This window comes from Enterobacter sp. E12 (genome assembly GCF_014596715.2).
GTDB lineage: Bacteria > Pseudomonadota > Gammaproteobacteria > Enterobacterales > Enterobacteriaceae > Enterobacter > Enterobacter bugandensis.
Genome location: NZ_CP115601.1, coordinates 1,883,285 through 1,908,665 on the forward strand (window position 1 = coordinate 1,883,285; position 25,381 = coordinate 1,908,665).

Here is a 25,381-nt window from a genome sequence, read left to right on the forward strand (position 1 = left end):
TTTAATCAGCGCTTGGAAAATCACTGCTTGATTATTTTCTGAAATGGACGATGAAAAAGAAGGGTGCAAGCTTTAGCTATTTTGATTTTAAAGGAACGGCTTGAATAAATATCCTTCCATGCTTCATTCTTTTTTTTCATGGTTATATCGTCATTCCGATTGCCGATGGTGGTTACACTCTCATAAACTGGATTGGTGTTGATGTATTCAGGTATAACTCCACGTAAATTAATAAAGCCGAATTCTTTAAATGTCTGCCACTGATCGGCTACGCACCAAACAGGGAATAATTTTTTGTAAAGAATGCGAGCGGCAGCTTTATTTATAATATAAGCATGAGAAAAGGCTGCATTATAAACATCATGAACAGAATGTCCGTTAGATAATTTTAAAATGCTTTTATTGTTGTAATGGTTAACTCTAGAAAGCAAATAAACATATGGAATGTTTTTTGGGATTGATAACTCAATTTCATCAAGGAAAAGAGAAATATCATTAGGTAAGAAAATGTCATCCTCAAGCACTAGCGCGCAATCATCTTTGGAAGCATCCAGCGCTTTATAAACTGTCAAATGGCTCAGGGAACATCCAATTTCCCCAGGAGTCACCGCGTAGCTATGTTCTCTTTTCAAAAGAGAAAACACATTTTCTGGAATACATTTTCCGTTTACAGCTGGAATTAACTCGTAATCAAGCATTAGACGCTTTGCTTGGGATTCCATTGATTCCCTTCGCTCAGTATCGCCTTCGAGATTAATAATATATATTTTCATTATTTAGAAGCTCCTTGCCAATAATTACTTGCCATACTTGCAAGAATAATTGTAGTGGAAAAAATAACTATCAATTCTATTGATGTCAACAATACATCTGTGGAACCATAGAATAAAACTGCTAAGGTAGGTATGCCAATTGGCCCAATTATAGCCGGATGGCTACTTTTAAAAATCAACATAAAGAAAAAAACAAACAACACAAGTATGCCGAAAATACCAAAAATTGATGCGTACTGAATAAATTCATTATGTAAATGCACTGTTAGATAACCTGCGGCTTCTGATTTTTCGTTAGCATTTTTCAAAAAATTAATTATTTCATTATTTCGATGAGTCTCACTTTGTCCAAAAGGGGATTTAGCAAAAGCCATGGTTCCAAGTTTCCACATGCTGAATCTGGCTCCCAGAGATGTATGGTCATTTCCAAGATTGTACTCCCTTATTTCAATCATTGTGGAATCGAGACGATTAATTATTATTTTGGAATTTAAGGAAGCAACAACTAATAATGACAAAACTGAAAGAATCAGCGTCTTGAAATTAAGTAACTTATCTCGCCACATCCATGACAGAAGCAACAGCAAGCCGAGCAAAGGATGGATAAGCATGGCCGCTCTTGTTTGAGTTAAGAAAATGATATAAGTGGAAATTATAAGAACGATTAATTGAAATAGATACTTCTTTTTAGTTGTAATAGTAGCTGCTATGATCGCTGAAAAAGCTAATGAAAATGCACTGAAAGCATATGCCGTAAGAGTTGCTCTATTAATGCCAAGAAGAATGCGCGTATCGCTGTTTATTCCTTGCAAGATCCCATAAGTGCTTGCAACAATGAAAGCTAAAGTCATCACTGATACTATGATCGTAGCGCTGGGGAATTTCTTTAGCTTATCCTTACCGTTTAAGATAAAGAGAGAAATTATTGCTGCTATAAGCCATCTTTTTCCTGGTGTATATAACAATTCAGAAGATTTTTCTCCTGATAAAAATCCAGATAACAATGACCATCCCAAGAAAAGAACAGATAGCATCAAAAAAGAAAAAGTAATCCTGTTGCAATTTATTTTCTCTTCTTTTTTGAATAAGTTGAGTAATAAACCTGCTAGCGATAAATACCCGCACCAATAAAATATTACGCGTGAAGTTTTTTCATGGATAAATGCACAAGGCAGTACCACCAATAAAAGCGTAAATGTTGTTATGTAAAGTGCTTTACTAATGAACTGCACTTGTTGTGAATTAATCATTTTTTGCATATCCTTTGATCATTAACTCTTCTTGATATGTTGTTGTTAACAGTAGTCTCAAATTCTAGAGAAGCCCCTTACTCATTTTATGCTAACTGAGCAGCCTGACTATATGCAATAGCGGGCTGCCCTGTGTAGTTAAGGTTGCATCCACCGATCACGTGCTCGCCGTGCTATGGTGATCATTTTGTGTATCTCTCCGAGAGTGAATTTTTCTACTTCATCGCACGGCATCACCACGTAGCCGGAGCGAATCACATGCTCTAGGCATGAATCGGGGTTCATAACTACTTCACCAGGCATAAGAGGGTGGCAGGCCACGGGCAAGCCGTTTTCGAAGTAGGTTATTACTGCGTAATTTTGTCGAGCAGATACCTCATTTACTTGCGGAGTTGCCTCCAAAACCTCTTTATCGAGGACGTCTAATACCCATCTGCGGAATTCTTTTGCGACTGGCGTTCTGGCGAACATGGCGATCAGATGGGCTCCGCGAAGGGAGAAGATGCGGACCTTTTTTCGATAATTTCCTGCGGTCACTGATTCAGTGACCTGAGTCATTTCAGGTGTGAACTCGTCTTCATTTTGGTTGTATAGGTTGGTTATTGATTTAGTGCTTGAGTATTCGAGAGCTTCTGCAATCTGGGAAGACGTTAACCAGAATTTGTTGTCGCAGATAGCTGGTGTGAAAGTATGACTACGGAAAGTTAACTCAGTATTCATGGGATAATCCTTTGCTGCTTAAGTTATCACCACTACTGACGCCAATCAGTGAGGTGGTGAGACGTACAGGGTTGGCGTAACCGGCAGCAAAGACCCGGCGCGGATTTCTCCGCCCCCGCACGCCCCACCATAATTCGAAAGTGGCCGTGCTCAACGCATAAAAAAACCGCTTAGCGCGGTTATGCGCTCTGCTGATTCCGGGACGCCAATCCCGACACCAGATTTTGCTGGTGTAAGGCGAGTATGGGAAAAAATCATTATTATGTCAACGGTGGTTAAAAAAGTTCTCAATATGCAGTGAAAAATTGCCGCGAAAAAGAGTCGATTCTGGGGGCAAATTTGGGGGCAAAATCGTGCTGGGGGCATGATCTGGGGCGATAAAATGCCCATTATTGTCCGATAAAGTCCGCATCATGATTAACGTAAGTTACTGAATGATAAGTAAGTTATTGTTTATGTGGTGTTTGTGATTTTTGCTGTGCAGTCTAACGCTGATTATGTTGCTGTGGGGATAAACATTCAGTAAACCGGGGAAAAGCAACCCCCTTTCCGGGCGGAAAGGGGGGAAGGAACATTACTTCAGCTCATCAACCATGGTGATGGCGCGGCCAATGTAATTCGCCGGAGTCATGGCCTTCAGGCGGATTTTCTCTTCTTCCGGCAGTGCCAGACCGTCGATAAACTGTTTCATGCCTTCGGCATCGACGCGTTTACCGCGTGTCAGCTCTTTCAGCTTCTCGTACGGTTTTTCGATACCGTAGCGGCGCATCACGGTCTGAATCGGCTCTGCCAATACTTCCCAGTTGTGATCCAGCTCGTCCAGAAGACGGTCACGGTTCACTTCGAGCTTGCTCACGCCCTTCAGGGTGGACTGATACGCGATCAGCGCGTAGCCAATGCCCACGCCCAGGTTACGCAGCACGGTGGAGTCGGTCAGGTCGCGCTGCCAGCGGGAAACCGGCAGCTTGCTCGCCATATGCTGCAGCACGGCATTCGCCAGGCCCAGGTTGCCTTCGGAGTTTTCAAAGTCGATTGGGTTCACTTTGTGCGGCATGGTGGAGGAGCCAATTTCCCCGGCGATGGTCTTCTGCTTGAAGTGGTTCAGCGCGATGTAGCCCCACACGTCGCGATCGAAGTCGATCAGGATGGTGTTGAAGCGCGCGATGCAGTCAAACAACTCTGCAATGTAGTCGTGCGGCTCAATCTGGGTGGTGTACGGGTTCCACTGGATCCCCAGAGAGGTCACGAACTCTTCGCTGAACTGATGCCAGTCCACTTCCGGGTACGCGGCAATGTGGGCATTGTAGTTACCGACCGCGCCGTTGATTTTACCCAGAATTTCAACCTGCTCCAGCTGACGGTATTGGCGCTCCATCCGGTACGCCACGTTCGCCATCTCTTTACCCATCGTGGATGGGGTGGCTGGCTGGCCGTGGGTACGGGAAAGCAGCGGAATGTCGCGGTATTCCACGGACAGCGCTTTCACCGCGTCGATGATTTTACGCCAGTAAGGCAGCACCACTTCTTTACGCGCGGTGGAGAGCATCAGCGCGTGAGACAGGTTGTTGATATCTTCGGACGTACAGGCGAAGTGAATGAACTCGGATACCGCATGCAGAGCCGGGACGCTTTCCACTTTCTCTTTCAGGAAATACTCAACCGCTTTCACGTCGTGGTTGGTGGTGCGTTCAATGGTCTTAATGCGCGCGGCATCTTCTTCGCTAAACTCAGCAACGATTTTATCAAGGTAATCGTTTGCCTTTTCGTCAAAAGCAGGAACTTCCTTGATTGCTGCCTGGGCGGCCAGCTTCTGCAGCCAGCGTACTTCAACCTGAACACGGAACTTCAGCAAACCATATTCGCTGAAGATCCCGCGCAGCGCGCTGACTTTATCGCCGTAGCGTCCATCGACAGGGGATACGGCGGTCAGTGAGGATAATTCCATAATTCGCAACTCCGGGAGGTTAACAATGAGCAAGAATTTGTTTTGCCTGAGTAGTCAGGCGATTACGAGAAAACATTAACTGCAGGCGGCCACCGCCAACCTGATGCCACAGCACGGCGGCGCGGATCCCAGCCAGCAGGGAAGCGCGGACCTTCGCCTGCACCTGCGGGCTTTGCAGTACGGCAGGGGAGCCGGTGACCTGAATGCGCGGGCCCAGCGGGCTGATGACGTCAACGTAAATGCCCGCCATGGCGCTCAGCAGCGTTTCAGATTGCAGGTCAAAATGGTCGAGCTGACGCTGTAGCCCGGCGATGCGATCGCCCAGGGTATTGAGCGCGCCTTTCGCCGCGCTCAGCTTACGCTCAAGCACCATCAGGCTTAAGGTGTAGCGGGTCAGTTCCGCGTTTAACCCCTGACGGCTACTGGCGTTAAGCACGCCAAGCAGGGTTTCAAGACCGAGACGAAGATTGGTTTCGCTGCCGCCGAACACGCCCAGGGTTGAACCGGGGTTGAGGTCGATAACGCTGTTGAGCGAAACGTGCAGGGCATCAGCGTCACAGTGACCCTGATGCGCCAGCTGTTGCACCAGACGAGCAGACTGGCAAATTCCTGCCAGCGCAAGGGTGATGTCATAATAATTCTTCGCCACACGGTCTCCTTTATGTGTGCAATCGGTTAAACAGCGGGCAGCGGCAGGCGCTGTTCAATGATCCCGCCGCCCAGGCAGATTTCGCCGCTGTAGAAGACAGCAGACTGCCCCGGGGTAACGGCGGCGACCGGCTCGTCGAAACGGACGTCAATACGGTCGTCATCAAGCGCGGTGATGGTGCAAGGAATATCGGTCTGGCGGTAGCGCGTTTTCACCGTGCAGCGCAGCGTGCCTTTCAGGGGCTCGCGATCGACCCAGTGCAACTGCTGTGCGATAAGGCCAACGGACATCAGACGCGGGTGGTCGTGACCCTGAGCCACCACCAGAATATTGTTTTCGACGTCTTTGTCGACCACGTACCACGGATCTTCGCTGCCTTCTTTCGTCCCACCAATACCCAGGCCTTTACGCTGGCCTAAGGTGTGGTACATCAGCCCCTGATGCTGACCAATCTCGTCGCCATCAACGGTGACAATTTTACCTGGCTGTGCAGGCAGGTAGCGGCCCAGAAAATCACGGAATTTGCGCTCACCGATAAAGCAGATACCGGTGGAGTCTTTTTTCTTCGCGGTAATCAGGTCCAGCTCTTCGGCAATTTTACGCACTTCCGGCTTTTCCAGTTCGCCGACCGGGAACAGGCTTTGCGCAATCTGTTCGTGGCTCAGCGTATAAAGGAAGTAGCTCTGGTCTTTATTGCCGTCGAGGCCGCGCAGCAGCTGGCTTTTGCCATTCACGTCCGCACGACGCACGTAGTGACCGGTCGCAATGTAGTCAGCGCCCAGATCTTCCGCGGCGAATTCCAGGAAGGCTTTAAATTTGATCTCTTTGTTGCACAGAATATCCGGGTTCGGGGTACGGCCCGCTTTGTACTCTTCCAGGAACAGTTCAAAGACGTTGTCCCAGTATTCTGCGGCAAAGTTAACGGTGTGCAGTTCAATGCCGAGCTTGTCGCATACGGCCTGCGCGTCGGCGAGATCCGCTGCGGCAGTGCAGTATTCCTCGCCATCGTCTTCCTCCCAGTTCTTCATGAACAGGCCCTCCACCTTATAGCCCTGTTGCTGCAACAGGTAGGCGGAAACGGAGGAATCGACACCGCCGGACATGCCGACGATCACTTTTTTCTGGCTGTTATCTGACATGGAATACTCACGACATTGAACTTCAAGGCGGCGTATTCTATCACGCCCCCCCACCGTTGACACCCTCTGTAAACGGCCAGTTAAATTCTCCGATGACACCCAGCGGCAGGCGTGCGCCTGACTGCCAGCAGCGGATGCTTTCCGCAACCAGCGGCGAGCGCAGGTTTGGCGCGTTCAGGATCTCCTCGGCGGTGACCCACAGGCAGCGATCGATATCGTCATCGTGCGGTTCAGTGGCGCACGTTTCGCTAAGCTCAACGGCGAATAAAAAGCGCAGGAATGGGGTGCTGTCGGGCGCAATCCACTGGTGCATGCGAATGAAGTGCTGGGGCTTAGCGCGAATGCCGGTCTCTTCCCAGAGCTCGCGCTTCGCGGCCTGCAGCAACGTTTCATTGGCTTCAAGATGCCCTGCAGGCTGATTCCACAGCGCCCTGCCGTTGATGCTCTCTTCCACAACGAGGAATTTTCCCTGCGCGTGCACCACGCAGGCGACCGTAACATGAGGTTTAAACATCGTTTCTCCTTAAGGGGCAGCGTCGCGCCATTCGCCGTTTGCCAGCGTATCCAGCGTGTACCTGCCCATGGCGTAGCGAATCAGACGTAGGGTAGGGAAGCCGACGTGCGCGGTCATTCGCCTCACCTGGCGGTTGCGGCCTTCATACAGGGTGATTTTGAGCCAGCTTGTCGGGATAGATTTGCGCTCGCGAATGGGCGGGTTACGCGGCCACAGCCACTCCGGCTCATTCACGCGTTCAATACCGGCGGGCAGGGTGGGACCGTCGTTCAGCGTCACCCCGCTGCGCAGTTTCGCCAGCGTCTCTTCGTCCGGCTCACCTTCAACCTGCACAAAGTAAATTTTGCCGCTGCGTTTGCCCGGTTGTGTAAGCTTTGCCTGTAGGGCGCCGTCGTTGGTCAGGACCAAAAGTCCTTCGCTGTCCCGGTCCAGGCGACCGGCGGCGTAGACGCCCTGAACAGGGATGTAATCCTTCAGCGTGCTGCGTCCGGCCTCATCGGTAAACTGCGGCAAAACATCGTAGGGTTTATTGAACAGAATAACCCGCTTTGGCTGGGTTTCTTGCGGTCGTCTGGCGGCTTGTCGCGAGCTGAATCGCTCAACCCGGTGTTTTGTAAAAGAAGTTTTCTTCATGGTATTTTCAGGCGTTATCAATTGCCGCATTATAGCCTAATAACGAAGACCTTTCATGGCGCAGGACAATCAGGTACTATCGAAGGGCTCATTACAATTTATTAACATAAGATCAGTAACAACCAGAAGCGCTCGAAGGAGAGGTTAATGGAAAGCAAAGTAGTTGTTCCGGCGGAAGGTAAAAAGATCACCCTGCAAAACGGCAAGATTAACGTTCCTCACAATCCGATTATTCCGTTCATCGAAGGCGACGGTATCGGTGTAGACGTTACCCCGGCAATGCTGAAAGTGGTTGATGCCGCTGTTGAGAAAGCCTACAAAGGCGAGCGTAAAATTTCCTGGATGGAAATTTACACCGGTGAGAAATCAACGCAAGTTTATGGCCAGGACGTATGGCTGCCAGCAGAAACGCTGGACCTGATCCGCGACTACCGCGTTGCTATTAAAGGCCCACTGACCACTCCGGTCGGCGGCGGCATCCGTTCCCTGAACGTGGCGCTGCGTCAGGAGCTGGACCTGTACGTGTGTCTGCGTCCGGTTCGTTACTATCAGGGCACCCCAAGCCCGGTTAAGCACCCTGAACTGACCGACATGGTTATCTTCCGCGAAAACTCAGAAGACATCTACGCGGGCATCGAGTGGAAAGCGGACTCTGCTGATGCAGAAAAAGTGATTAAATTCCTGCGCGAAGAGATGGGCGTGAAGAAAATTCGCTTCCCTGAGCACTGCGGTATCGGCATTAAGCCGTGCTCTGAAGAAGGCACCAAGCGCCTGGTGCGTGCGGCCATCGAATACGCGATCACCAACGACCGTGATTCTGTGACCCTGGTTCACAAGGGCAACATCATGAAGTTCACCGAAGGCGCGTTCAAAGACTGGGGCTACCAGCTGGCGACCGAAGAGTTCGGCGGTGAGCTGATCGACGGCGGCCCGTGGCAGAAGATCAAGAACCCGAACACCGGCAAAGAGATCATCATTAAAGATGTGATCGCCGATGCGTTCCTGCAGCAGATCCTGCTGCGTCCTGCTGAATACGACGTGATCGCCTGTATGAACCTGAACGGTGACTACATTTCTGACGCCCTGGCGGCACAGGTTGGCGGTATCGGTATCGCCCCTGGCGCGAACATCGGCGACGAGTGCGCCCTGTTCGAAGCAACCCACGGTACTGCACCAAAATACGCAGGCCAGGACAAAGTGAACCCAGGCTCTATCATCCTCTCCGCAGAGATGATGCTGCGTCATATGGAATGGTTCGAAGCCGCAGACCTGATAGTCAAAGGTATGGAAGGCGCGATCAACGCGAAAACCGTAACTTACGATTTCGAACGTCTGATGGAAGGCGCTAAGCTGCTGAAATGCTCAGAGTTTGGCGACGCGATTATCGCGAACATGTAATCCAGATTCTGGGTTAAACAAGAGCGGGGGCCTGAGGGTTCCCGTTTTTTTTGCCTCTGCCTGCGGGAAATAACACGATGCTCGCTACTGTTCTTATCGCTGTCGTTGCATTCATCCATATCTACATTCTTGTGCTGGAAATGTTCCTGTGGAACACCAGAACAGGGCACAAGGCCTTTAATCTGCGTCCCGATTTTGCGCGCGACACCCGCGTGCTGGCCGCGAATCAGGGGCTGTATAATGGTTTTCTGGCTGCGGGTCTGCTCTGGAGCCTCTGGCTTGGTGAAAAGGGTATATCTGTGGCCATCTTCTTCCTGACCTGCGTGTTGATTGCCGGACTCTTTGGCGCAGTGACCGCCAGCCGAAAGATACTGTACGTCCAGGCCATACCTGCTCTTGCAGCCCTGCTTGCCCTGCTTATCTGACGCAACGCGTTGGTTAACCGTACGTCGTCGGATATACTTGTGGCTTCACCCTCAGAGATTAACGCTGTTATGAATAACGAAATCCCACTGAAGTATTATGACATCGTCGAAGAGTACGCGACGGAAGCCACAAAGCCCGTGAGTGAGTCAGAGCAGGATTCGCTGGCGCATTATTTCCAGCTGCTTCTCACGCGTTTGTCGAATAATGAGGAGATCGATGAGGAAGCTCAGCAGGAGATGGCGCGTGAAGCCGGGGTTCGTGCCGAACGTATTGATGATATTGCGAACTTTCTCAATCAGTGGGGAAACGAGTAACCTACCGCGCGATCCCAGCGAGTCGCTTCGCAAGCTCGCTTCGGGTGACGGATTTTGAGAAATACCATCCCTGAATCAGCGCCTCGGGGTATCTTTCAGCAATAAAGCGATACTGTATTTCGCTCTCTACGCCTTCGAAAACAAGCGTTTTATTCAGTTTTGCGAGGGCGTCGCTAAAAATGACAAAAATGTTCTGCTTGTAATGTTCACTGATGCCATCGACCAGCGACTTGTCGATTTTGATCTCATCATATTCAAGCAGCGAAAGCCTTGCCAGGTTTGAGTTTTGCACCCCGAAGTCATCAATGGATATTCTCACGCCAAGGTTTTTTAAATCCTTGCAGAAATCTTCCAGAATATTCCCCGTTGAAATGGCTTTTTCAGAAAGCTCGATTTTGATCAGAGAGAGCGGAATGTTATTAGCTAAACAGCTACGGCGCAAAATGCTGATAAACTGTCCGTCTTCAATTTCCGTTCGGTCAACATTGAGCGAAACAACCAGATGATATTTAATAATAAGTGGCGCGATATCCGAAAGGGATTTTTGGAGAATATTAATATAGTAATTTTTATACAGGCCAATTTTTTTTATTAATGGAATAAACAGTTCCGGGGAGACGTCTCCGTAACTTGCGTCACGCCACCTCGACAAGACCTCCACGCCTACAATTTTTTTATCCTCAATCCGAACAATGGGCTGGTAATGAACGCCGATGGTATTAGTGATAACTGCTTTGACCAGCGTCCGCTCCAGGGAAAACCGGTCCTCGTTGAGTCGAAAGAAAAAGAGCGTTATCGCAATCCAGATAAAACATAAAATGACCGCGAGAACGATAAATAGAACGGGAGATAACGAGGCCAGTCCCGCATTGTGATGCTTCACAATGACGCACAAATCCCACGTGGTGCTGCACCGGGTGAGGGTCAGGGTAAACAAGGAGGAATTCAGTTCGCTCTGTTGGTTTAATTCAGGCGTAGCCGAAAAAAACGTTCTGCTTAAGTCCCTGGTGGTGGTGCTCAGAGAATAGCTCTCCGTAACCGGGGTGAATTTATCGTAAGCATAGCGGGAGGTGAAGATGATGTGATTATTATAGATGGCCGCATTGCCGGTAAAAAAATCCTTTCTCGAAAATTGCGCGAGGAGAAATCCTCTGGGCGTTTCATGGAGCTCTTCAGGAAGCGGGACAGGATTAACGAGTTTACCCCAAAAAGCGGTACAGACTATTTTTCCCTTTTCAATAAAACCGACGTCAGCGACATAGCGGCTTTCGAGCTTGACCTGCCGGTAGCGATCGAGGCTGTCTCTGTCGCATCCCTGTGTGGTCAGGTTTTTGAGCGTCTGCGCCATGCTCTGGGTCAGACTTTCTGAATGCTGTAAAAGGGTTCGGGAAATCTCAAGCTGTTTGCTTTTCTGCTGGCTCCCGATAACTGCATTAACCGCAAAAAGAGACAGGAAGACCAGAAACGCTGAAACGATAGTAACGGCAATGATCTTTTTCATTTTCCAGATACCCTGTCCGCTCCCTCATCTCTCAAATCTTATCACAGGCAGTGCAAGCTACAAGCCTGATAATAACGGCAGCCGTTATGCTTAAGTGCAATTTGTTTTCCTCTTAACCTGAGCTTTGTTACAGTGACAAGAGTTGTCAGCCAGGGATGCCAGGCGTGATAAGGTGGAAAAGCTCGTGCATGTGAAAAATACTTTTTACACAACAACCATTACCGTCATCATTGTCTCATTGATTGTTTCATTGTCGCTTGCCGTCCAGATTGCCACGTCACGACAGCAGTCAATCCAGCAAATCAATACCAGCGTTGCCAACCTGAGCCATACCCTTAACGTCTACACGGAAGGGATCATTCGCCAAAGTGAAATGTTAATTACCACCGTTTCCGACACAATCGAAATTTATGGTATGACCCCCCAACAGGCGATCAATATTCAGCGAATGATAAGCAATCAGGATAATCTTCTTACTCAGATTAATAATGTGGTTGTCTATGATGCGCATGGGGATATCTTCACTGCATTGCACAAAAATTTTGCGGGCCCCCATAATGGCGCGGACAGAGCATTTTTTGTCTATCACAAGGAAAATAAAAGTCAGCAGATTTATATTGGTGAGCCGGTGATAAGCAGAACCAATGGTAAATGGGTTATTACTCTTAGCCGACGCCTTGAAACCCACACCGGTGCATTTAACGGTGTTGTGGTGGTGACGCTGGGTATCGAAAATTTTCTGGCACTTTATGGACAAATTAATATTGGTCACGCGGGCGTTATTGGTTTAACGACGCAAGCAGGCGTTTTACTGATTCGTTATCCCTTTAAAAATAACTATATCGGTACGATTTTTTCTGACTCACCTCTCTTCAGAAAATACCTCAAGGTACAAAATACAGGGATAGCCAGCTCAGTCTCCAGGTTTGATAAAATCGAACGCATTTATGCCTATGAGAAAAACAGGCGCTACGGACTGGTTACGACGGTAGCGGTAAGCATTGATGAAGCCCTTTCACCGTGGCGCAAGCAGGCGATTCAGCTTGCCGCACTTATTTTGGTGTTTACCGCGACGCTCATCGTGGCGTCCTGTTTCCTCTATTCCGACTTATCCAGAAAAGCACGGGATAACAAAGCGCTAAAGATTATTGCCTCGGAGGATGCGCTGACAGGGCTTTATAACAGGCGCATCTTTGATGAAAAAATCCTCTCGGAAATTGCGGCGTGTGCGGCAAAGGACGAGCCGGTTTCGCTGCTCCTTGTGGATGTGGACTACTTCAAAAAGTACAACGATAACTACGGTCATCCGGAAGGGGACAGATGCCTGGCGTTGCTGGGAAACTGCCTCAGGGAAAGTCTCACCCGCGACAACCAGATTGTGGCGCGCTATGGCGGGGAGGAGTTTGCGCTGATTTTGCCTGAAACGGATATCCAGGAGGCGCTCCGCCTTGCGCAGACGATTATTCGCTATGTTTTCTCTCAGCAAATTGAACACGCGTTTAGCCCCTTCGGGCGGGTCACGGTAAGCGTAGGGGTCTCCAGTGCGCGTGCTGTCAACATCGCGGGTAGCCAGCAGAATATTATTAATGCTGCCGACCAGGCGCTCTATCAGGCAAAACGCGGCGGGCGCAACCGGCACGCTTTCGTTGGGGCTTGATCAAAAAAAAGCCCACTCATGAGTGGGCAAGAAATACTGGAAGCAATGTGAGCAATGTCGTACTGAATACCTGAGTGTTTTTCTCAACTATTCAGTGTTGAGAAAGATAATCTTTCTCAATAAAAGATGCAACCCCACAGTTCTTGTGGAAGGGCATGTTGATGAAGAAATGCGCAGACTCTCTCTGTGAGGCTTATCACAAATTTCCTTTCTCAGATCCTGTGCTATCCTTTTTGTGTCGTTGATTTAATGACAAAAACCATACAGAGAGGAAAGTTATGGGAATTTTATCCTGGATTATCTTTGGGCTTATTGCGGGTATTCTGGCGAAGTGGATCATGCCGGGCAAAGATGGCGGTGGGTTTATCGTCACCATAATACTGGGTATTGTCGGCGCGGTAGTCGGCGGTTGGATCAGTACGCTGTTCGGTTTTGGTAAAGTCGATGGCTTTAACTTCGGCAGTTTCGCGGTCGCGGTGATCGGCGCGCTGGTTGTGCTGTTTATCTACAGAAAGATCAAAAGCTAATACTGAAGCGTTAAAAAGGCTGCCATATGGCGTAATGCCAGTCAGTTAAGCAACTGACTGGCTTTTTTTCGGGGCTGTGGGGTATCTCCAGGGCCTTTCCTTTACCACCCTCGGGAAGGCCCTTTCCCTTCTTGTCGGCAACTTTACCAGTTGCGCCATGCTTTCAAGATCACGCATCAGCTCCGGGATACGCCCTGGTGAAGCGCCCTGCAGCGTCATCAGCATTCTCATGACCATGCCGCATGATTCTGAGAAGCTCAGCTGATTCGGCCAGTATCCTTTCAGATGGCCCGCCATTTTAATCATCTGATATCGCACCAGATTATACGCCAGTAACACGCCCCATAACTCCTGCTCCACAAGCTCCGGCTTTTTACTCCTCAGCGTCAGCCTGCTCAGTTGCATCGTTTGTTTTATCTCCCTGTACCCCAGCTCTATTTCCCAGCGATGGCTGTACAGGTCTGCCATTTCTCCTCCGGGATAGCGCATGGCGTCCGTCATCGACGTCAGCAGATGGCTGGTTTTCCCTTTGCGCGTTACGGTCAGCAGGCGGGCTGTCATCTCATCTCCCAGACCCGGCCATTTTTTTCGTGCCTGTGGGCTGGTTTTCAGCTTCACCAGATAGTCGCCTTTACCCAGCTTTCTGACCTCTTCATACTGTGCTCCCTTTCTGAGCGGGAGCATCCAGTGACGGTGTTCTCCCGCCTGGCTCCACGCATTCAGCAGCCCCAGCGAGTAATAGCCTTTATCCATTAACGTCAGGGTGTTATCGCCGGTCTGCTCTATCAGTTGCTCCGCGAGCTCATTTTCGCTGTTTTTCATCGTGCCGAAGGCCGCTGCCGTCAACAGATGGCTGGTCAGTTCCATCTGGCAGACCATTTTTACCTGCGGGTAGAGTGCCGGGTTTCCGCCATGCGTCTGGCGGGGAAAGGCGCTATCGTTTTCCGGCGTATCCGGTGTGCGCCAGAACACACCATCGATGGCCAGCAGTGTCAGGCCGCACCAGTGCGGATGCGGTGTGGCGTTATGCCAGAGCTGCGCTGTTTGCGTGAACACGCGGCGGATGGCTTCGCTTCCCAGCCGCTGACGGGCCTGGATCACGGCACTGGGGGCAACGAACGGACGGTTGCCGGGTAACATGATATCCAGCCGGTTAACTATCTGATGAACCGGCTCCTTACGCTCAAGGGCCATACCGATAATGCACCAGACCATCATTTCCAGAGGAAGGCGCCGTTTGCGTAACGTGACGGTGCCGGATTCTTCAAGGCAGCGGGAAATCAGTTCCGGGTCAAGATAGTCGCCCAGAGAAGTCAGAGGGTTACGCAGAGAATCGTAACGTGATACCAGATCAAGAGCCTGTCCAATGTGCATAAAAAAATCCGGAAACGGGTAAACATTTCCGGATTCTTACACAGCCACTGGATCGGTCAACCGATCCTTAACTGATCGGTATTATGCCATATGGCGGCCTTTTTACGTAACGGGTTTACCACCAGCCAAACTGCGTGCCGGCAAACGCCACGACGGCAACGATCAACATAATGAGGGTGGTTTTTCTCATTTATGCCCCCGGAGCAGCGTAACCACCGACAAAAAACCACGTCAGAAATACTACCGCCGTTATAAAAATAACGACCGGGAAGAGGATCCCTATTCTCATATCATCACCTGTTTCGGTTTTTATAACGCCGTAGAGTGTACGGGGTTAATCCATCGCGAGAAAGCCTGTTTTGCTTTTTCCTTTTTTATCCTGATACATCGCGATATCCGCGGCACGTAACGCACTGTCCGGATCGGTTACGCCGGGATCCACTTCGATAACGCCGAGGCTGGCGCCAGGATAAATGATGCTGATGCTACCCAGCCAGTATTCCCCCGCAATTCGGGCGCTGAGGCGCGTTCTGAGAAGGTGGATTTGCTCCTCATTCTCGACGTTGCTCAGAGTGGCCACCAGAAACTCATCGCCGCCCAGCCGGCCGATGATATCGTCCTGCTGTTTTACTGCAGTCAAACGCTTGCCCACTTCAATCAGGAACTGGTCGCCTGCTTCATGCCCGTATCGATCGTTAATCAGTTTAAAATCATCCAGATCGATAAAGGCAATGATGGCGTTACGTTTCAGATGCCGCGCCAGCGAAAACAGGGTGGTCAGATCCTCAAAAATGGCGCGACGGTTGGGTAACCCTGTAAGAGCATCTGTGTAGGAGTGGGCGATAAGCGCCGCGTTGGCTTCACGGAGCTGGGTCACCAGAGACTCTTTCTGAATGTACTGACTAATCAACCCGGCGAAGAGTTTTAGCATCTGCTCGCCGCGCGCGCTGAGCGGTTTTTTTGCCGTGCTGGTGGCGCAGAGCGTACCGTAAAGCGAGCCATCGGCAAGATGAACGGGGATGCTCATGTAAGTGGTAATGCCGAGTGCTTTCGCCGCTTCACACTCCGGCCAGCGCTCGGGGACATCGTTACTGAATAATGTGTCGCTATCCAGCGCGCGCTTACACAGCGTTTCATCCCATGGCACGCTTAACCCTTCCGGGATAGTCATCTGCTTGCTGTTTCGGGCATAGAGGATATGCTGCAGCCGGGCTGTTATATCCACCTTCGTCAGATACGTCGACTCCATGTCGGTGACGATTTCCAGCATCTCCAGCAGCTGACGAACGAGGCTTTCAAGGGATTGCTCGGTGGCAAGGGTTTCTGAAACGCGAGCGAGGATAAGATCCGACATGACGTAGAATGACTCCCAGGCAGAAGACGTCTGCATCTGCATGTTATGCTGAATTTTTAGGCTTCCGGCATAGTAAAACATGAATATAGAAAATTTAATATATGCAGAGGTAGGCAGCAGGCGGGAAAAAAAGCCCCGTTGTTGAGAACGGGGCAAAGACATCTTGATTACGGAATGATGTTCTCTGGTCAAAGTGAGAACATGCCAGACTGTAGCGTTGAAAAGTGCAGTTAGAATGGAGAAATCATGGAGAAAGCGGCGACAAGCCGTTACCCTTAGCCAATGATGATGTCAAAAGGATCAACAAGATGAGATTTCTGCTAATGGCGCTGGCGCTTCCCCTGGTTGCCTGCACCGCAAAAACAACCCCACCCGACGCCCCGAAACCGCCGCACGCCGTGGGCATGGCGAACCCGGCTTCCGTTTACTGCCTGGAAAAGGGCGGGGAACAGGTCCCAATTCAAAGCCCGCAGGGAGTCCGCACCGAGTGCAAGCTGCCCGGTGGCGAAGTGATCGACGAATGGACGCTCTATCGTCGCGATCATCCGCAACCTGCCAGGTGACAGAGGGACAGTAGCTGCGATACACTTCTCTTTAGGATTATTCTTAGCCAATTTCTGGCTACCGTTACCGCGAGAGAAGTATGTTTCAGCTTAAACCGGGCAGCGTGGCGATGATCGTCGGTGCCCGCACGGCGTCAGGCCGTCGCAATATTGGTAAATCTGTGGAGCTATTTGGTCTCTGCCAGCCCGGCCAGCGTTTCGTTAACCCGGTCAACGGCGTGATGACGCAGTTACCCGCAAGCGCGGACCGCGCGCTCTGGCTGGTGACGGGAGACGTCTACGCCTTTGATAATCAGCACGGCTTTGCGTTTGTTCGCGCCGAACACCTGATGCCGCTCACCCCGGACGAAGCTCCGCAAATTCAGGATGAGCTGACGGTCGGCTGATCACAGATGGCGCAGCCAGTCGGCTAAGACCAGAGCGTGATTCTGCTTGGTGTCCTTCGCGCCGTAGAGCAGGGTTACGGTCTGCTTTTTCGCCAGCGCCGCCAGACGCTCTCCTTCGTCCTTATGCTGCGCGAGCTCTTCCTTGTAGGCTTTAGTGAAGGCCGCGAAATCAATCGCTTCGCTATGAAAGTCCTTGCGTAACGCGCTGGACGGTGTGAGCGTTTTACACCATTCGTCATACGCGAGGTCCGTTTTTTTCACCCCGCGGGGCCAGAGCCTGTCCACCAGAACCCGATAGCCATCGCCCGGGCTCGCCTGTTCATAGACGCGTTTGCACTGAATCATAATTCCACCCTCCCAATTTAAGGTATTGTGATAATTGCAGAAGATCGGTAGTCTGAGGTTCCTTATGTTATCTGATAATACTCTGGCATAAGGAACCTTTCATGGAACACCTCCCGGTTAAAACGACGCTGCGCATTGCGCTGGTTGGCGATTACAATCCTGATGTTATTGCACACAAGGCGATCCCGCTGGCCATTGACGACGCCGCCGCGGTCCTTGACCTCACCGCCGATTACGACTGGCTTGCCACCACGGAATTAACCAGTTCTGAGGATCTGGTGGGCTACGATGCCATCTGGCTGGTTCCCGCAAGCCCCTATAAAAATACCGAGGCGGCCTTTATTGCCGCACGCTACGCGCGTGAAAACAGCATTCCGTTCCTGGGCACCTGCGGTGGGTTCCAGCATGCGTTAATTGAGTATGCCCGTAACGTGCTGGGCTGGAGCGACGCGGCACATGCTGAGACGGATACCGAAGGCACGATGGTGATTGCGCCGCTGACCTGCTCGCTGGTGGAGAAAACCGATGCCATTGAGCTGCGCAATAATACGTTGATCGCGAAGGCTTACGGAAAGCCGGAAATCGTAGAGGGTTATCACTGTAACTATGGCGTATCGGCGGCGTTTGCTCAGGAACTGGAGAGCGGTGATATGCGCGTGACGGGCTGGGACGAGCAGGGGGAAATCCGCGCTGCGGAGCTGGTGACCCATCCGTTCTTTGTGATCACCTTATTCCAGCACGAGCGTGCTGCGCTGGAAGGGCGTCCGGTGGTGCTGGTGCAGGCAATGCTGCGCGCGGCGCGCGGGTAAAAAAGGCAGACCCGATGGTCTGCCACCGTGTTTATCGGGGCGCGATTTCCCGGTCGCGCCCGGCAAGTACGCCGCAGATGGCCATGACGACAGCGGCCAGCGCGCAGGCGAGAAGCGGGATCCGCCAGTCTCCAGCCGAATCGTGAATTTTACCCATCAGCGGCGGACCGCAGGCGGCGAGCAGATAACCAATAGACTGTGCCATACCGGACAACGCTGCCGCCTGGTGTGCGGAGCTGGCGCGCAGGCCGATGAACGTCAGGCCGAGGATCATCGTTGCCCCTGTACCAAAGCCAAACACCAGCGTCCACATCACCGCCATCTCAGGCATAAACCACAAACCCGCCGCGCTTACCGCGCACATCAGCCCAACCGCTCCGGCAATGGTTCGCTGATCCTTCATACGCTGCAGGACGAGCGGAACGGCAAGCCCCGGCACGGCCGTGGCAAGCTGTAAAAGGCCGTGCACCGAGCCGGCCTGCGCTTCGCTAAAGCCGTGGCTGAGTAATATGGCCGGCAGCCAGCCGATGATGACGTAATAAATCAGCGAATTTATCCCCAGAAAGAGCGTCACCTGCCAGGCGAGTGCCGAGCGCCAGATCGCGCGGTTATGCAGCGCGCCTGCGCCCGTTACTGTTGCGACGTGTTTTTGACGCCACTGCGGCAGCCAGAGCAGCAGCGCGATCAGAGGAAACGCCATCAGCGTCAGCAGCGCGCCGTGCCAGCCCGCATTACCCTGCGCCAAAGGTACGATCAGCGCCGAGCCTAACGCGGCAGAGACACCCATCGTCAGGGAATAGGCGCCGGTGAGTCGGGCAACCTGGCCCGGGAAATCACGCTTAATTAAGCCGGGCAACAGCACATTCCCCAGCGCGATCCCGCAACCAATCACCGCCGTTCCGATGAAAAGCAGGGTAGCGGAAGGCAGGGAGCGAACCGCAATCCCGATGCAAATCAGCATCAGGGCGATAAACAGGCTGCGCTCCATGCCGATACGCCGGGCAACGCCCGCCGCGAGCGGGGAGACAAGAGCAAAGGCCAGCAGGGGCAGGGTGGTCAGCAGACCGGTTTGCGCCGTGCTTAAGCCATAATCAAGGCGAATGGTATCGAGCAGCGGCGCTGCGCCGGTAAAGGTGACGCGAAGCGTGGTGGCAATCATCAGGATGCCTGCGATCAACAGCGCGCCCTGTTTTCCTGAGGTGCGAAGAGCAGTAGTCATTGTGTTCTCATACGTTCAAGCGAGCGCACACAATACCGATTTTCTCAGCGGTTGAAATCAGGCTAAAATGACAGTTTATCGCTAATATCGGACAACCTGATGATTGGTCTTGGACTGGACGGCTACGATCCTGATAGCCAGCACGATGCGGCCGTCGCGTTTCGTATCCGCGTGGTGACGGAAGAACAATATATTCCGCAGCATCAACACCGTAAGGGGCAGCTGATTCTGGCCCTTGGCGGCGCGATCACCTGCGAAGTGGAAAATGCGATGCTGATGGTACCGCCCCAGTATGCCGTCTGGATCCCAGGCCAAATGCCGCACAGCAACAGGGCCACGCCGGGGGCGCAGCTCTGCTTTTTGTTTATTGAGCCTGGTGCCGCCAGCCTGCCCGACCGCTGCTGCACCCTGAAAATCTCTCCTCTGGTGCGGGAGCTGATTTTATCCCTGGCGGAGAAATCACGTGAACAGCTGCATCTTGCGGCCACATCGCGTCTGGTGGACGTCCTGTTTGACGAGCTGCCGCTCCAGCGCCAGGAGCATCTGCAGCTGCCCGTCTCTCCCCATCCTAAAATTCGGCTGATGAGCGAGAAGATGGCGGAAGAGCCCGCCGCCTGGCAGACGCTGGCGCAGTGGGCAAGCCATTTCGCGATGAGTGAACGCAACCTGGCGCGGCTGGTGGTCAAAGAGACCGGTTTAAGCTTTCGCCGCTGGCGTCACCAGCTTCAGCTGATCGTGGCGTTACAGCATTTGATTAGCGGGAAATCGGTGCAGCAGGTGGCACAGTCTCTGGGCTATGACTCTACCACCGCGTTTATCACCATGTTCAAAAAGGGGCTGGGCCAGACGCCGGCGCGTTACATGGCCAGCCTGACTATGACTTCCCGATAAACAGGGACACCAGCCCTGCCGCAATCAGCGGGCCTACCGGCACGCCGCGGAAGAGCGCCACGCCGAGTACCGTGCCCACCAGCAGGCCCGCCACCAGCGAGGGCTGGCTGCTCATCAGCGTCACGCCGCGTCCGCCCAGCCACGAAACAAAAATCCCCACCGCGATCGCCACCAGAGATTTCCAGTTCATAAACGAGTGCAGCAGCGTTGAGGCGGGAAGGGTGCCGCTGGCGATGGGAGCCATCACCCCGATGGTTAAAATGATGATCCCGAGGGTGAGGCCTTGTTTTTCTATCCACGGGAAAAAGGTATTTAACGGGGTCACGCGCACAATAATCAGCACCAGAATCGAGATGGCAACGGTGGTGTTATGGCTGATAAAGCCGAGCGCGGCGAGCGCCAGAAGAATGAGCAGAGTCGGGTCAAACATGGGGGATCCTTGCCAGAATAATTATCCTGCTTACTGTACGCGTAAACGCGGCGGAGGACAGCGTTAAAAAGATTTTATCGCTGTCATTACCCTGTCATTTACGCGGATTAAAACGAAGGCAGGTATCGCAAAGGGATCGCCATCATGAACGATCACATGTTTGTTGAAACGCTCATTATCTCCTCATCGTTTTTCGCTATTGCCGTGATTCTCGTCGCCTCCGTGCTGTTTCTGGAAAGAAGAGGCTAGCGCCGTCACGACGACGCCTTATGGAAGTTTACAAGCTCAGGACGGGCGATGCGCAGGTAATCCTGGGTGTCCATGATCACGGATTTCTCCAGTAAACCGGCGTTAAAGGCAATTTCGTCGAAACGCTCGAATAGCAGCGGGTCGGCCACTAGCGCCAAATCAGGATGGAAGCTGAAGGGCGGGATCGCGCCAAAAACGCAGGCGGTAAGGGTATCGACCTCGGCCGGGCTGGCGAGGGAGGCTTTAAGCCCGCCAAAATGGCTGGCAAGCTGGCTCAGATCGGCCTGCAGGTCGGCGGCCAGAATCGCCAGTACGTGTTTTTTAACGCCGTTGCCCTTCACCTTGCAGACCAGGGCTTTTGCCCCCTGGCGCAGATCGGTCCCGCGAATTTCACTCACCGCTTCGCATTTCCCCACCGCCTCGTGCTCCATGACGCGAAAACGCGCGCCCTGCTCGGTGAGTAAGGTAATCAGCTGATGGTGGGTACTTGTCCCCATAACGTCGTCAGTCATCATCATTTTCCCGGTGATAATCCAGTATGCAGCTTGCTACATTAGCACGGGATAAACGGGGTCGAAAGAAAACAGCCAGCGGATTCGCTGGCTGTTGGGTTATGCGTTGCTGGTAGCAGATTGCTTGTGGAACAGCTCCCTGAACACAGGATAAATATCATCCTGATCGCGGATATGCTGCATGGCAAAGTTATCGAACATGGACTGCAGATGTTCATATTCCCGCCACAGGGTCTGGTGGGCGCGACGGGTGATTTCGATATAACTGTAGTAACGCACCACCGGCAGAATTTTCTTCGCCAGGATCTCGTGACACAGCGGTGAGTCGTCGGCCCAGTTGTCGCCATCCGACGCCTGCGCGGCATAAATGTTCCACTGCGCCGGGTCGTAACGCTCTTTCACTACTTCATCCATTAGCTTCAGGGCGCTTGATACGATGGTCCCCCCCGTCTCCTGGGAGTAGAAGAACTCATGTTCATCCACCTCCTTCGCCTGGGTGTGATGGCGGATATAGACCACTTCCACGTTCTTATAGGTTCTGCTCAGGAACAGATAGAGCAGGATGTAAAAACGCTTCGCCATATCCTTGGTGGCCTGGTCCATCGAGCCGGAGACGTCCATCAGACAGAACATGACCGCCTGGCTGGAGGGTTCAGGACGTTTTTCGTAGTTCTTGTAGCGCAGGTCGAAGGTATCGATAAACGGCACGCGGTCGATCTTCGCTCTTAGTTCGGCAATCTCTTTACGCAGGCGCTCCTCTTCCAGCAGCTGCGCCGGCTCCGTGTTTTCCACGACCTTCAGGCTGCTCTCCAGCTCGCGCAGTTCGCGACGTTTGCCCGCCGTCATGGCCGTGCGGCGCGCCAGAGAATTCTGCAACGAACGCACAACGCTGATATTGGCGGGCACGCCATTAGCGGTATAGCCCGCGCGATGGGTTTTATACTCGTTAAGCTGACGATGCTGATTCTTTTTCAGGTTCGGCAGCGCAAGGTCCTCAAACAGCAGGTCGAGATATTCATCTTTCGAAATCTGGAAAACGAACTCATCCTGGCCTTCACCGTCCTGGCTGGCCTGCCCCTGACCGCTTCCTGAACCACCGCCGCCGCCCTGAGGGCGCTCAATTCTGTCGTTCTGAACGAAGTGGTCGTTACCTGGATGAACGCGATGGCGCAGGCCGCCGCGCCCCTGATGAAACATCGGTTCGCTGATGTCATCGGTAGGGATGGAGACAGACTCGCCGCTGTCGACGTCGGTCACCGAGCGTTTGTTGATGGCCTCGGAGATCGACTGTTTAATTTGCGCTTTATAACGGCGCAAGAAGCGCTGGCGGTTCACCGTGCTCTTGTTTTTGCCGTTAAGACGCCGGTCAATAAACCAGGTCATATACCCCCCGTACTGCATTTGCCAACTTGCGTTTTTGTTGGCCCGGCAGGCGCAGGCGCTACCGGGCACTTGTTTTAGGACGATTTACGCACGCGCAGATACCATTCGCAGAGCAGGCGAACCTGTTTGCGGGTGTAGCCTTTTTCCATCATACGGTCGACAAAATCGTCGTGTTTCTTCTGCTCGTCGGTTGAGGTTTTGGTGTTAAACGAGATCACCGGCAGCAGCTCTTCGGTATTGGAGAACATTTTCTTCTCAATAACCGTGCGCAGCTTCTCGTAGCTGGTCCAGTTCGGATTGCGCCCGTTATTATGCGCTCTGGCGCGCAGGACGAAGTTCACAATCTCATTCCGGAAGTCTTTCGGGTTGCTGATCCCGGCAGGCTTCTCGATTTTTTCCAGCTCCGCGTTCAGGGATTCACGATCAAACAGCTGGCCGGTATCCGGGTCGCGGTACTCCTGATCCTGGATCCAGAAGTCAGCATAGGTGACATAGCGGTCGAAAATGTTCTGCCCGTATTCTGAATAGGATTCCAGATAGGCCGTCTGGATCTCTTTGCCAATGAACTCGGCGTATTTCGGGATCAGGTAGCCTTTCAGGAACTCAAGGTAGCGTTCAGCCTGCTCCTGCGGGAACTGCTCGCGCTCGATTTGCTGCTCCAGGACGTAGAACAGATGAACCGGGTTGGCCGCCACTTCCGCGTGGTCGAAGTTAAAGACCCGGGAGAGGATCTTAAACGCGAAACGCGTGGAGAGGCCGTTCATCCCTTCATCAACCCCGGCGTAATCGCGGTATTCCTGGTACGATTTCGCTTTCGGGTCGGTATCTTTCAGGCTTTCACCGTCGTAGACGCGCATTTTCGAATAGATGCTGGAGTTTTCCGGCTCTTTCAGACGCGACAGGATGGAGAAGCGCGAGAGCGTTTCCAGCGTGCCCGGAGCGCATGGCGCATGCACCAGTTCACTGTGGTTAAGCAGTTTTTCGTAAATTTTGATCTCTTCGGAGATTCGCAGGCAATAAGGCACCTTGACGATGTACACGCGGTCAAGGAAGGCCTCATTGTTTTTGTTATTACGGAAGGTTACCCATTCCGATTCGTTCGAGTGGGCGAGAATAATCCCGTTAAACGGCAGGGCGGAGATACCTTCCGTCCCGTTGTAGTTCCCTTCCTGGGTCGCCGTCAGCAGAGGATGCAGCACTTTGATCGGTGCTTTAAACATCTCGACGAATTCCATAATCCCCTGGTTGGCGCGGCACAGCGCACCGGAATAGCCATAGGCATCCGGGTCGTTTTGTGCGAAGTTTTCCAGCTTACGGATATCGACTTTACCCACCAGCGCCGAGATATCCTGGTTGTTCTCATCACCCGGTTCGGTTTTGGCGATAGCGATCTGCTCCAGTATGGATGGCCACACTTTCACGACGCGGAATTTGGTGATATCACCGCCAAATTCGTGCAGGCGTTTTGCTGCCCACGGCGACATAATGGTGCCGAGGTAGCGACGCGGGATGCCAAACTCTTTATCCAGAATTTGCGCATCTTCCTGCGGGTTAAACAGGCACAGCGGATGGTCGTTCACCGGGCTGCGTTCGCCGTTGGCGCTTAGCACGTAAATCGGTACGCGCTGCATCAGCGACTTCAGGCGTTCAGCCAGCGAGGATTTACCGCCGCCGACGGGGCCGAGTAAATAGAGGATCTGTTTCTTCTCTTCCAGACCCTGGGCGGCATGCTTCAGATAGGAGACAATCTGTTCAATGGCATCTTCCATACCATAGAACTCTTCGAACGCCGGATATCGGGCGACCACCCGATTCGAAAATAGACGGGAAAGCCGTGGCTCCAGGGCAGTATCAACCATGTTTGGCTCACCGATAGCCATCAATAGCCGTTCTGCCGCATTGGCATAGGCACTGCGATCTTGCCGACAAATGGTAAGAAACTCCTGCAGTGTGAACTCTTCGTCCTTGGCAGCTTCGTAGCGCTGGCGATAGTGATCGAATATATTCATGGCATGCCGTCCTTTCGTTTTTTAGCACAGGATAAGAGCCGTTCGTATGAGTAGTGGAGGCTCCCGGAAGAGAATCTCTCGCACCCCACTGCCAGAGCAGCAACCTGTGTGCCAGGTCAGACGCTAAGAACCGCAGGTGTTCAGGAAAACTCTTCTTAAATTTAAGCGTAGATGGCATTTGCCAAACTTGCATGCTGAGAAAAACTAATTTCAATGACATATCAATAACTCATCCAAAAATTTCCACCCTGGTTATAAGGCTTAAGCACGTTTTTCATGCATCGGTCATATAAATGAAAGCGGGTTGTCATCTGAAAAGTTAAAAATAATGGGTTAATCAGACTGATTAGCAGGCAAAAAATTTTGGGATGTACGGGAATGGCGGTTACACTTCACCCGCTGATTATTTGA

At 52.0% G+C, this 25,381-nt stretch carries 28 protein-coding genes; 10 read left to right on the forward strand and 18 right to left on the reverse strand.

The window, feature by feature from the left end; all coding sequences use genetic code 11:
- Nucleotides 1-20: 20 nt before the first annotated feature.
- The 8 genes from IB212_RS08920 to rluE form a co-directional block, all read right to left on the reverse strand.
- A complete protein-coding gene (locus tag IB212_RS08920; protein WP_041910490.1) occupies nt 21-773 on the reverse strand; it encodes a glycosyltransferase family 25 protein in 753 nt (250 codons plus the stop codon).
- Nucleotides 773-2,023 (reverse strand): O-antigen ligase, encoded by a 1,251-nt coding sequence (locus IB212_RS08925; RefSeq protein ID WP_051486100.1) that lies wholly within the window; start codon nt 2,021-2,023, stop codon nt 773-775. The genes IB212_RS08920 and IB212_RS08925 overlap by 1 nt, the downstream gene beginning before the upstream one ends.
- Before the next feature lie 138 nt (nt 2,024-2,161).
- Nucleotides 2,162-2,743, reverse strand: coding sequence for a BRO family protein (locus tag IB212_RS08930; protein ID WP_081752972.1), 582 nt, complete (start codon nt 2,741-2,743; stop codon nt 2,162-2,164).
- 574 nt (nt 2,744-3,317) lie between these two features.
- Nucleotides 3,318-4,688, reverse strand: a complete 1,371-nt coding sequence (purB, locus tag IB212_RS08935) for an adenylosuccinate lyase (protein WP_041910489.1) — start codon at nt 4,686-4,688, stop codon at nt 3,318-3,320.
- 19 nt (nt 4,689-4,707) lie between these two features.
- Nucleotides 4,708-5,337 (reverse strand): high frequency lysogenization protein HflD, encoded by a 630-nt coding sequence (gene hflD, locus IB212_RS08940; protein WP_013097081.1) that lies wholly within the window; start codon nt 5,335-5,337, stop codon nt 4,708-4,710.
- Nucleotides 5,338-5,363: 26 nt separating this feature from the next.
- On the reverse strand, nt 5,364-6,476 hold the full coding sequence (mnmA, locus tag IB212_RS08945) for a tRNA 2-thiouridine(34) synthase MnmA (protein ID WP_028012751.1): 1,113 nt from the start codon (nt 6,474-6,476) through the stop codon (nt 5,364-5,366).
- A gap of 40 nt (nt 6,477-6,516) precedes the next feature.
- Nucleotides 6,517-6,990 (reverse strand): NUDIX hydrolase, encoded by a 474-nt coding sequence (locus IB212_RS08950; protein WP_041910488.1) that lies wholly within the window; start codon nt 6,988-6,990, stop codon nt 6,517-6,519.
- 9 nt (nt 6,991-6,999) lie between these two features.
- Nucleotides 7,000-7,653 (reverse strand): 23S rRNA pseudouridine(2457) synthase RluE, encoded by a 654-nt coding sequence (gene rluE / locus IB212_RS08955; RefSeq protein ID WP_041910487.1) that lies wholly within the window; start codon nt 7,651-7,653, stop codon nt 7,000-7,002.
- Nucleotides 7,654-7,770: 117 nt separating this feature from the next.
- Between rluE and icd the strand changes: the two genes are divergently transcribed.
- The 3 genes from icd (at nt 7,771) to IB212_RS08970 (ending at nt 9,761) form a co-directional block, all read left to right on the forward strand.
- Nucleotides 7,771-9,021 (forward strand): NADP-dependent isocitrate dehydrogenase, encoded by a 1,251-nt coding sequence (gene icd / locus IB212_RS08960; RefSeq protein ID WP_003857898.1) that lies wholly within the window; start codon nt 7,771-7,773, stop codon nt 9,019-9,021.
- Nucleotides 9,022-9,098: 77 nt separating this feature from the next.
- Nucleotides 9,099-9,446: a DUF1304 domain-containing protein gene (locus IB212_RS08965; protein WP_163333106.1), complete on the forward strand. Its 348-nt coding sequence runs from the start codon at nt 9,099-9,101 to the stop codon at nt 9,444-9,446.
- 69 nt (nt 9,447-9,515) lie between these two features.
- Complete coding sequence (locus tag IB212_RS08970; protein ID WP_028012755.1) at nt 9,516-9,761, forward strand: DUF2543 family protein; 246 nt, start codon at nt 9,516-9,518, stop codon at nt 9,759-9,761.
- A 1-nt stretch (nt 9,762) separates the two neighbouring features.
- Here the strand turns inward: IB212_RS08970 and IB212_RS08975 are convergent, their stop codons facing one another.
- Complete coding sequence (locus IB212_RS08975; protein WP_188245810.1) at nt 9,763-11,262, reverse strand: EAL domain-containing protein; 1,500 nt, start codon at nt 11,260-11,262, stop codon at nt 9,763-9,765.
- A 172-nt stretch (nt 11,263-11,434) separates the two neighbouring features.
- Here IB212_RS08975 and IB212_RS08980 point away from each other — a divergent pair, with 172 nt between their 5' ends.
- Nucleotides 11,435-12,919 (forward strand): sensor domain-containing diguanylate cyclase, encoded by a 1,485-nt coding sequence (locus IB212_RS08980; protein WP_239689087.1) that lies wholly within the window; start codon nt 11,435-11,437, stop codon nt 12,917-12,919.
- 278 nt (nt 12,920-13,197) lie between these two features.
- On the forward strand, nt 13,198-13,446 hold the full coding sequence (locus IB212_RS08985) for a GlsB/YeaQ/YmgE family stress response membrane protein (protein ID WP_028012758.1): 249 nt from the start codon (nt 13,198-13,200) through the stop codon (nt 13,444-13,446).
- Nucleotides 13,447-13,491: 45 nt separating this feature from the next.
- Here IB212_RS08985 and IB212_RS08990 read toward each other — a convergent pair whose 3' ends face one another.
- From IB212_RS08990 to IB212_RS09000, 3 genes are all read right to left on the reverse strand, one after another.
- The gene (locus tag IB212_RS08990; protein WP_409033779.1) at nt 13,492-14,820 is read right to left on the reverse strand and encodes an IS4 family transposase; all 1,329 of its coding nucleotides are present in this window, start codon (nt 14,818-14,820) and stop codon (nt 13,492-13,494) included.
- A 190-nt stretch (nt 14,821-15,010) separates the two neighbouring features.
- Nucleotides 15,011-15,109: a YoaK family small membrane protein gene (locus tag IB212_RS08995; protein WP_049003319.1), complete on the reverse strand. Its 99-nt coding sequence runs from the start codon at nt 15,107-15,109 to the stop codon at nt 15,011-15,013.
- Nucleotides 15,110-15,154: 45 nt separating this feature from the next.
- Entirely contained in the window at nt 15,155-16,174 is a 1,020-nt protein-coding gene (locus IB212_RS09000; RefSeq protein ID WP_059355539.1) for a sensor domain-containing diguanylate cyclase, read from the reverse strand.
- 308 nt (nt 16,175-16,482) lie between these two features.
- Here IB212_RS09000 and IB212_RS09005 point away from each other — a divergent pair, with 308 nt between their 5' ends.
- Together IB212_RS09005 and IB212_RS09010 are read left to right on the forward strand one after the other, a co-directional pair.
- On the forward strand, nt 16,483-16,737 hold the full coding sequence (locus IB212_RS09005; protein WP_041910485.1) for a DUF333 domain-containing protein: 255 nt from the start codon (nt 16,483-16,485) through the stop codon (nt 16,735-16,737).
- Nucleotides 16,738-16,817: 80 nt separating this feature from the next.
- Complete coding sequence (locus tag IB212_RS09010) at nt 16,818-17,123, forward strand: hypothetical protein (protein ID WP_028012761.1); 306 nt, start codon at nt 16,818-16,820, stop codon at nt 17,121-17,123.
- Here IB212_RS09010 and IB212_RS09015 read toward each other — a convergent pair whose 3' ends face one another.
- Nucleotides 17,124-17,468: a DUF488 domain-containing protein gene (locus IB212_RS09015; RefSeq protein WP_041910484.1), complete on the reverse strand. Its 345-nt coding sequence runs from the start codon at nt 17,466-17,468 to the stop codon at nt 17,124-17,126.
- 101 nt (nt 17,469-17,569) lie between these two features.
- Here IB212_RS09015 and IB212_RS09020 point away from each other — a divergent pair, with 101 nt between their 5' ends.
- Nucleotides 17,570-18,277 carry a CTP synthase gene (locus tag IB212_RS09020; protein WP_028012763.1) on the forward strand — a complete coding sequence of 236 codons (708 nt, stop codon included), beginning with the start codon at nt 17,570-17,572 and terminating at the stop codon, nt 18,275-18,277.
- 31 nt (nt 18,278-18,308) lie between these two features.
- On the opposite strand, the gene IB212_RS09025 is transcribed toward IB212_RS09020, so the two are convergent.
- Entirely contained in the window at nt 18,309-19,496 is a 1,188-nt protein-coding gene (locus tag IB212_RS09025; RefSeq protein WP_047364330.1) for a CynX/NimT family MFS transporter, read from the reverse strand.
- 99 nt (nt 19,497-19,595) lie between these two features.
- Here IB212_RS09025 and IB212_RS09030 point away from each other — a divergent pair, with 99 nt between their 5' ends.
- On the forward strand, nt 19,596-20,387 hold the full coding sequence (locus IB212_RS09030) for a helix-turn-helix transcriptional regulator (protein ID WP_041910482.1): 792 nt from the start codon (nt 19,596-19,598) through the stop codon (nt 20,385-20,387).
- On the opposite strand, the gene IB212_RS09035 is transcribed toward IB212_RS09030, so the two are convergent.
- Nucleotides 20,371-20,817 carry a DUF441 domain-containing protein gene (locus IB212_RS09035; protein ID WP_041910481.1) on the reverse strand — a complete coding sequence of 149 codons (447 nt, stop codon included), beginning with the start codon at nt 20,815-20,817 and terminating at the stop codon, nt 20,371-20,373. The two genes, IB212_RS09030 and IB212_RS09035, sit on opposite strands and share 17 nt — an antisense overlap.
- Nucleotides 20,818-20,961: 144 nt before the next feature.
- On the opposite strand from IB212_RS09035, the gene yoaI reads away from it, so the two are divergent.
- Nucleotides 20,962-21,066, forward strand: a complete 105-nt coding sequence (yoaI, locus tag IB212_RS09040; protein WP_088205013.1) for a small membrane protein YoaI — start codon at nt 20,962-20,964, stop codon at nt 21,064-21,066.
- Between the two features lie 5 nt (nt 21,067-21,071).
- Here the strand turns inward: yoaI and IB212_RS09045 are convergent, their stop codons facing one another.
- The 3 genes from IB212_RS09045 to yeaG all read right to left on the reverse strand — a co-directional run bounded on the left by IB212_RS09045 (nt 21,072) and on the right by yeaG (nt 24,970).
- Entirely contained in the window at nt 21,072-21,578 is a 507-nt protein-coding gene (locus IB212_RS09045; protein WP_028012766.1) for a YbaK/prolyl-tRNA synthetase associated domain-containing protein, read from the reverse strand.
- Nucleotides 21,579-21,677: 99 nt separating this feature from the next.
- Complete coding sequence (locus tag IB212_RS09050) at nt 21,678-22,961, reverse strand: YeaH/YhbH family protein (protein WP_028012767.1); 1,284 nt, start codon at nt 22,959-22,961, stop codon at nt 21,678-21,680.
- A gap of 74 nt (nt 22,962-23,035) precedes the next feature.
- The gene (gene yeaG, locus IB212_RS09055; protein ID WP_014883443.1) at nt 23,036-24,970 is read right to left on the reverse strand and encodes a protein kinase YeaG; all 1,935 of its coding nucleotides are present in this window, start codon (nt 24,968-24,970) and stop codon (nt 23,036-23,038) included.
- Nucleotides 24,971-25,381 lie beyond the last annotated feature (411 nt).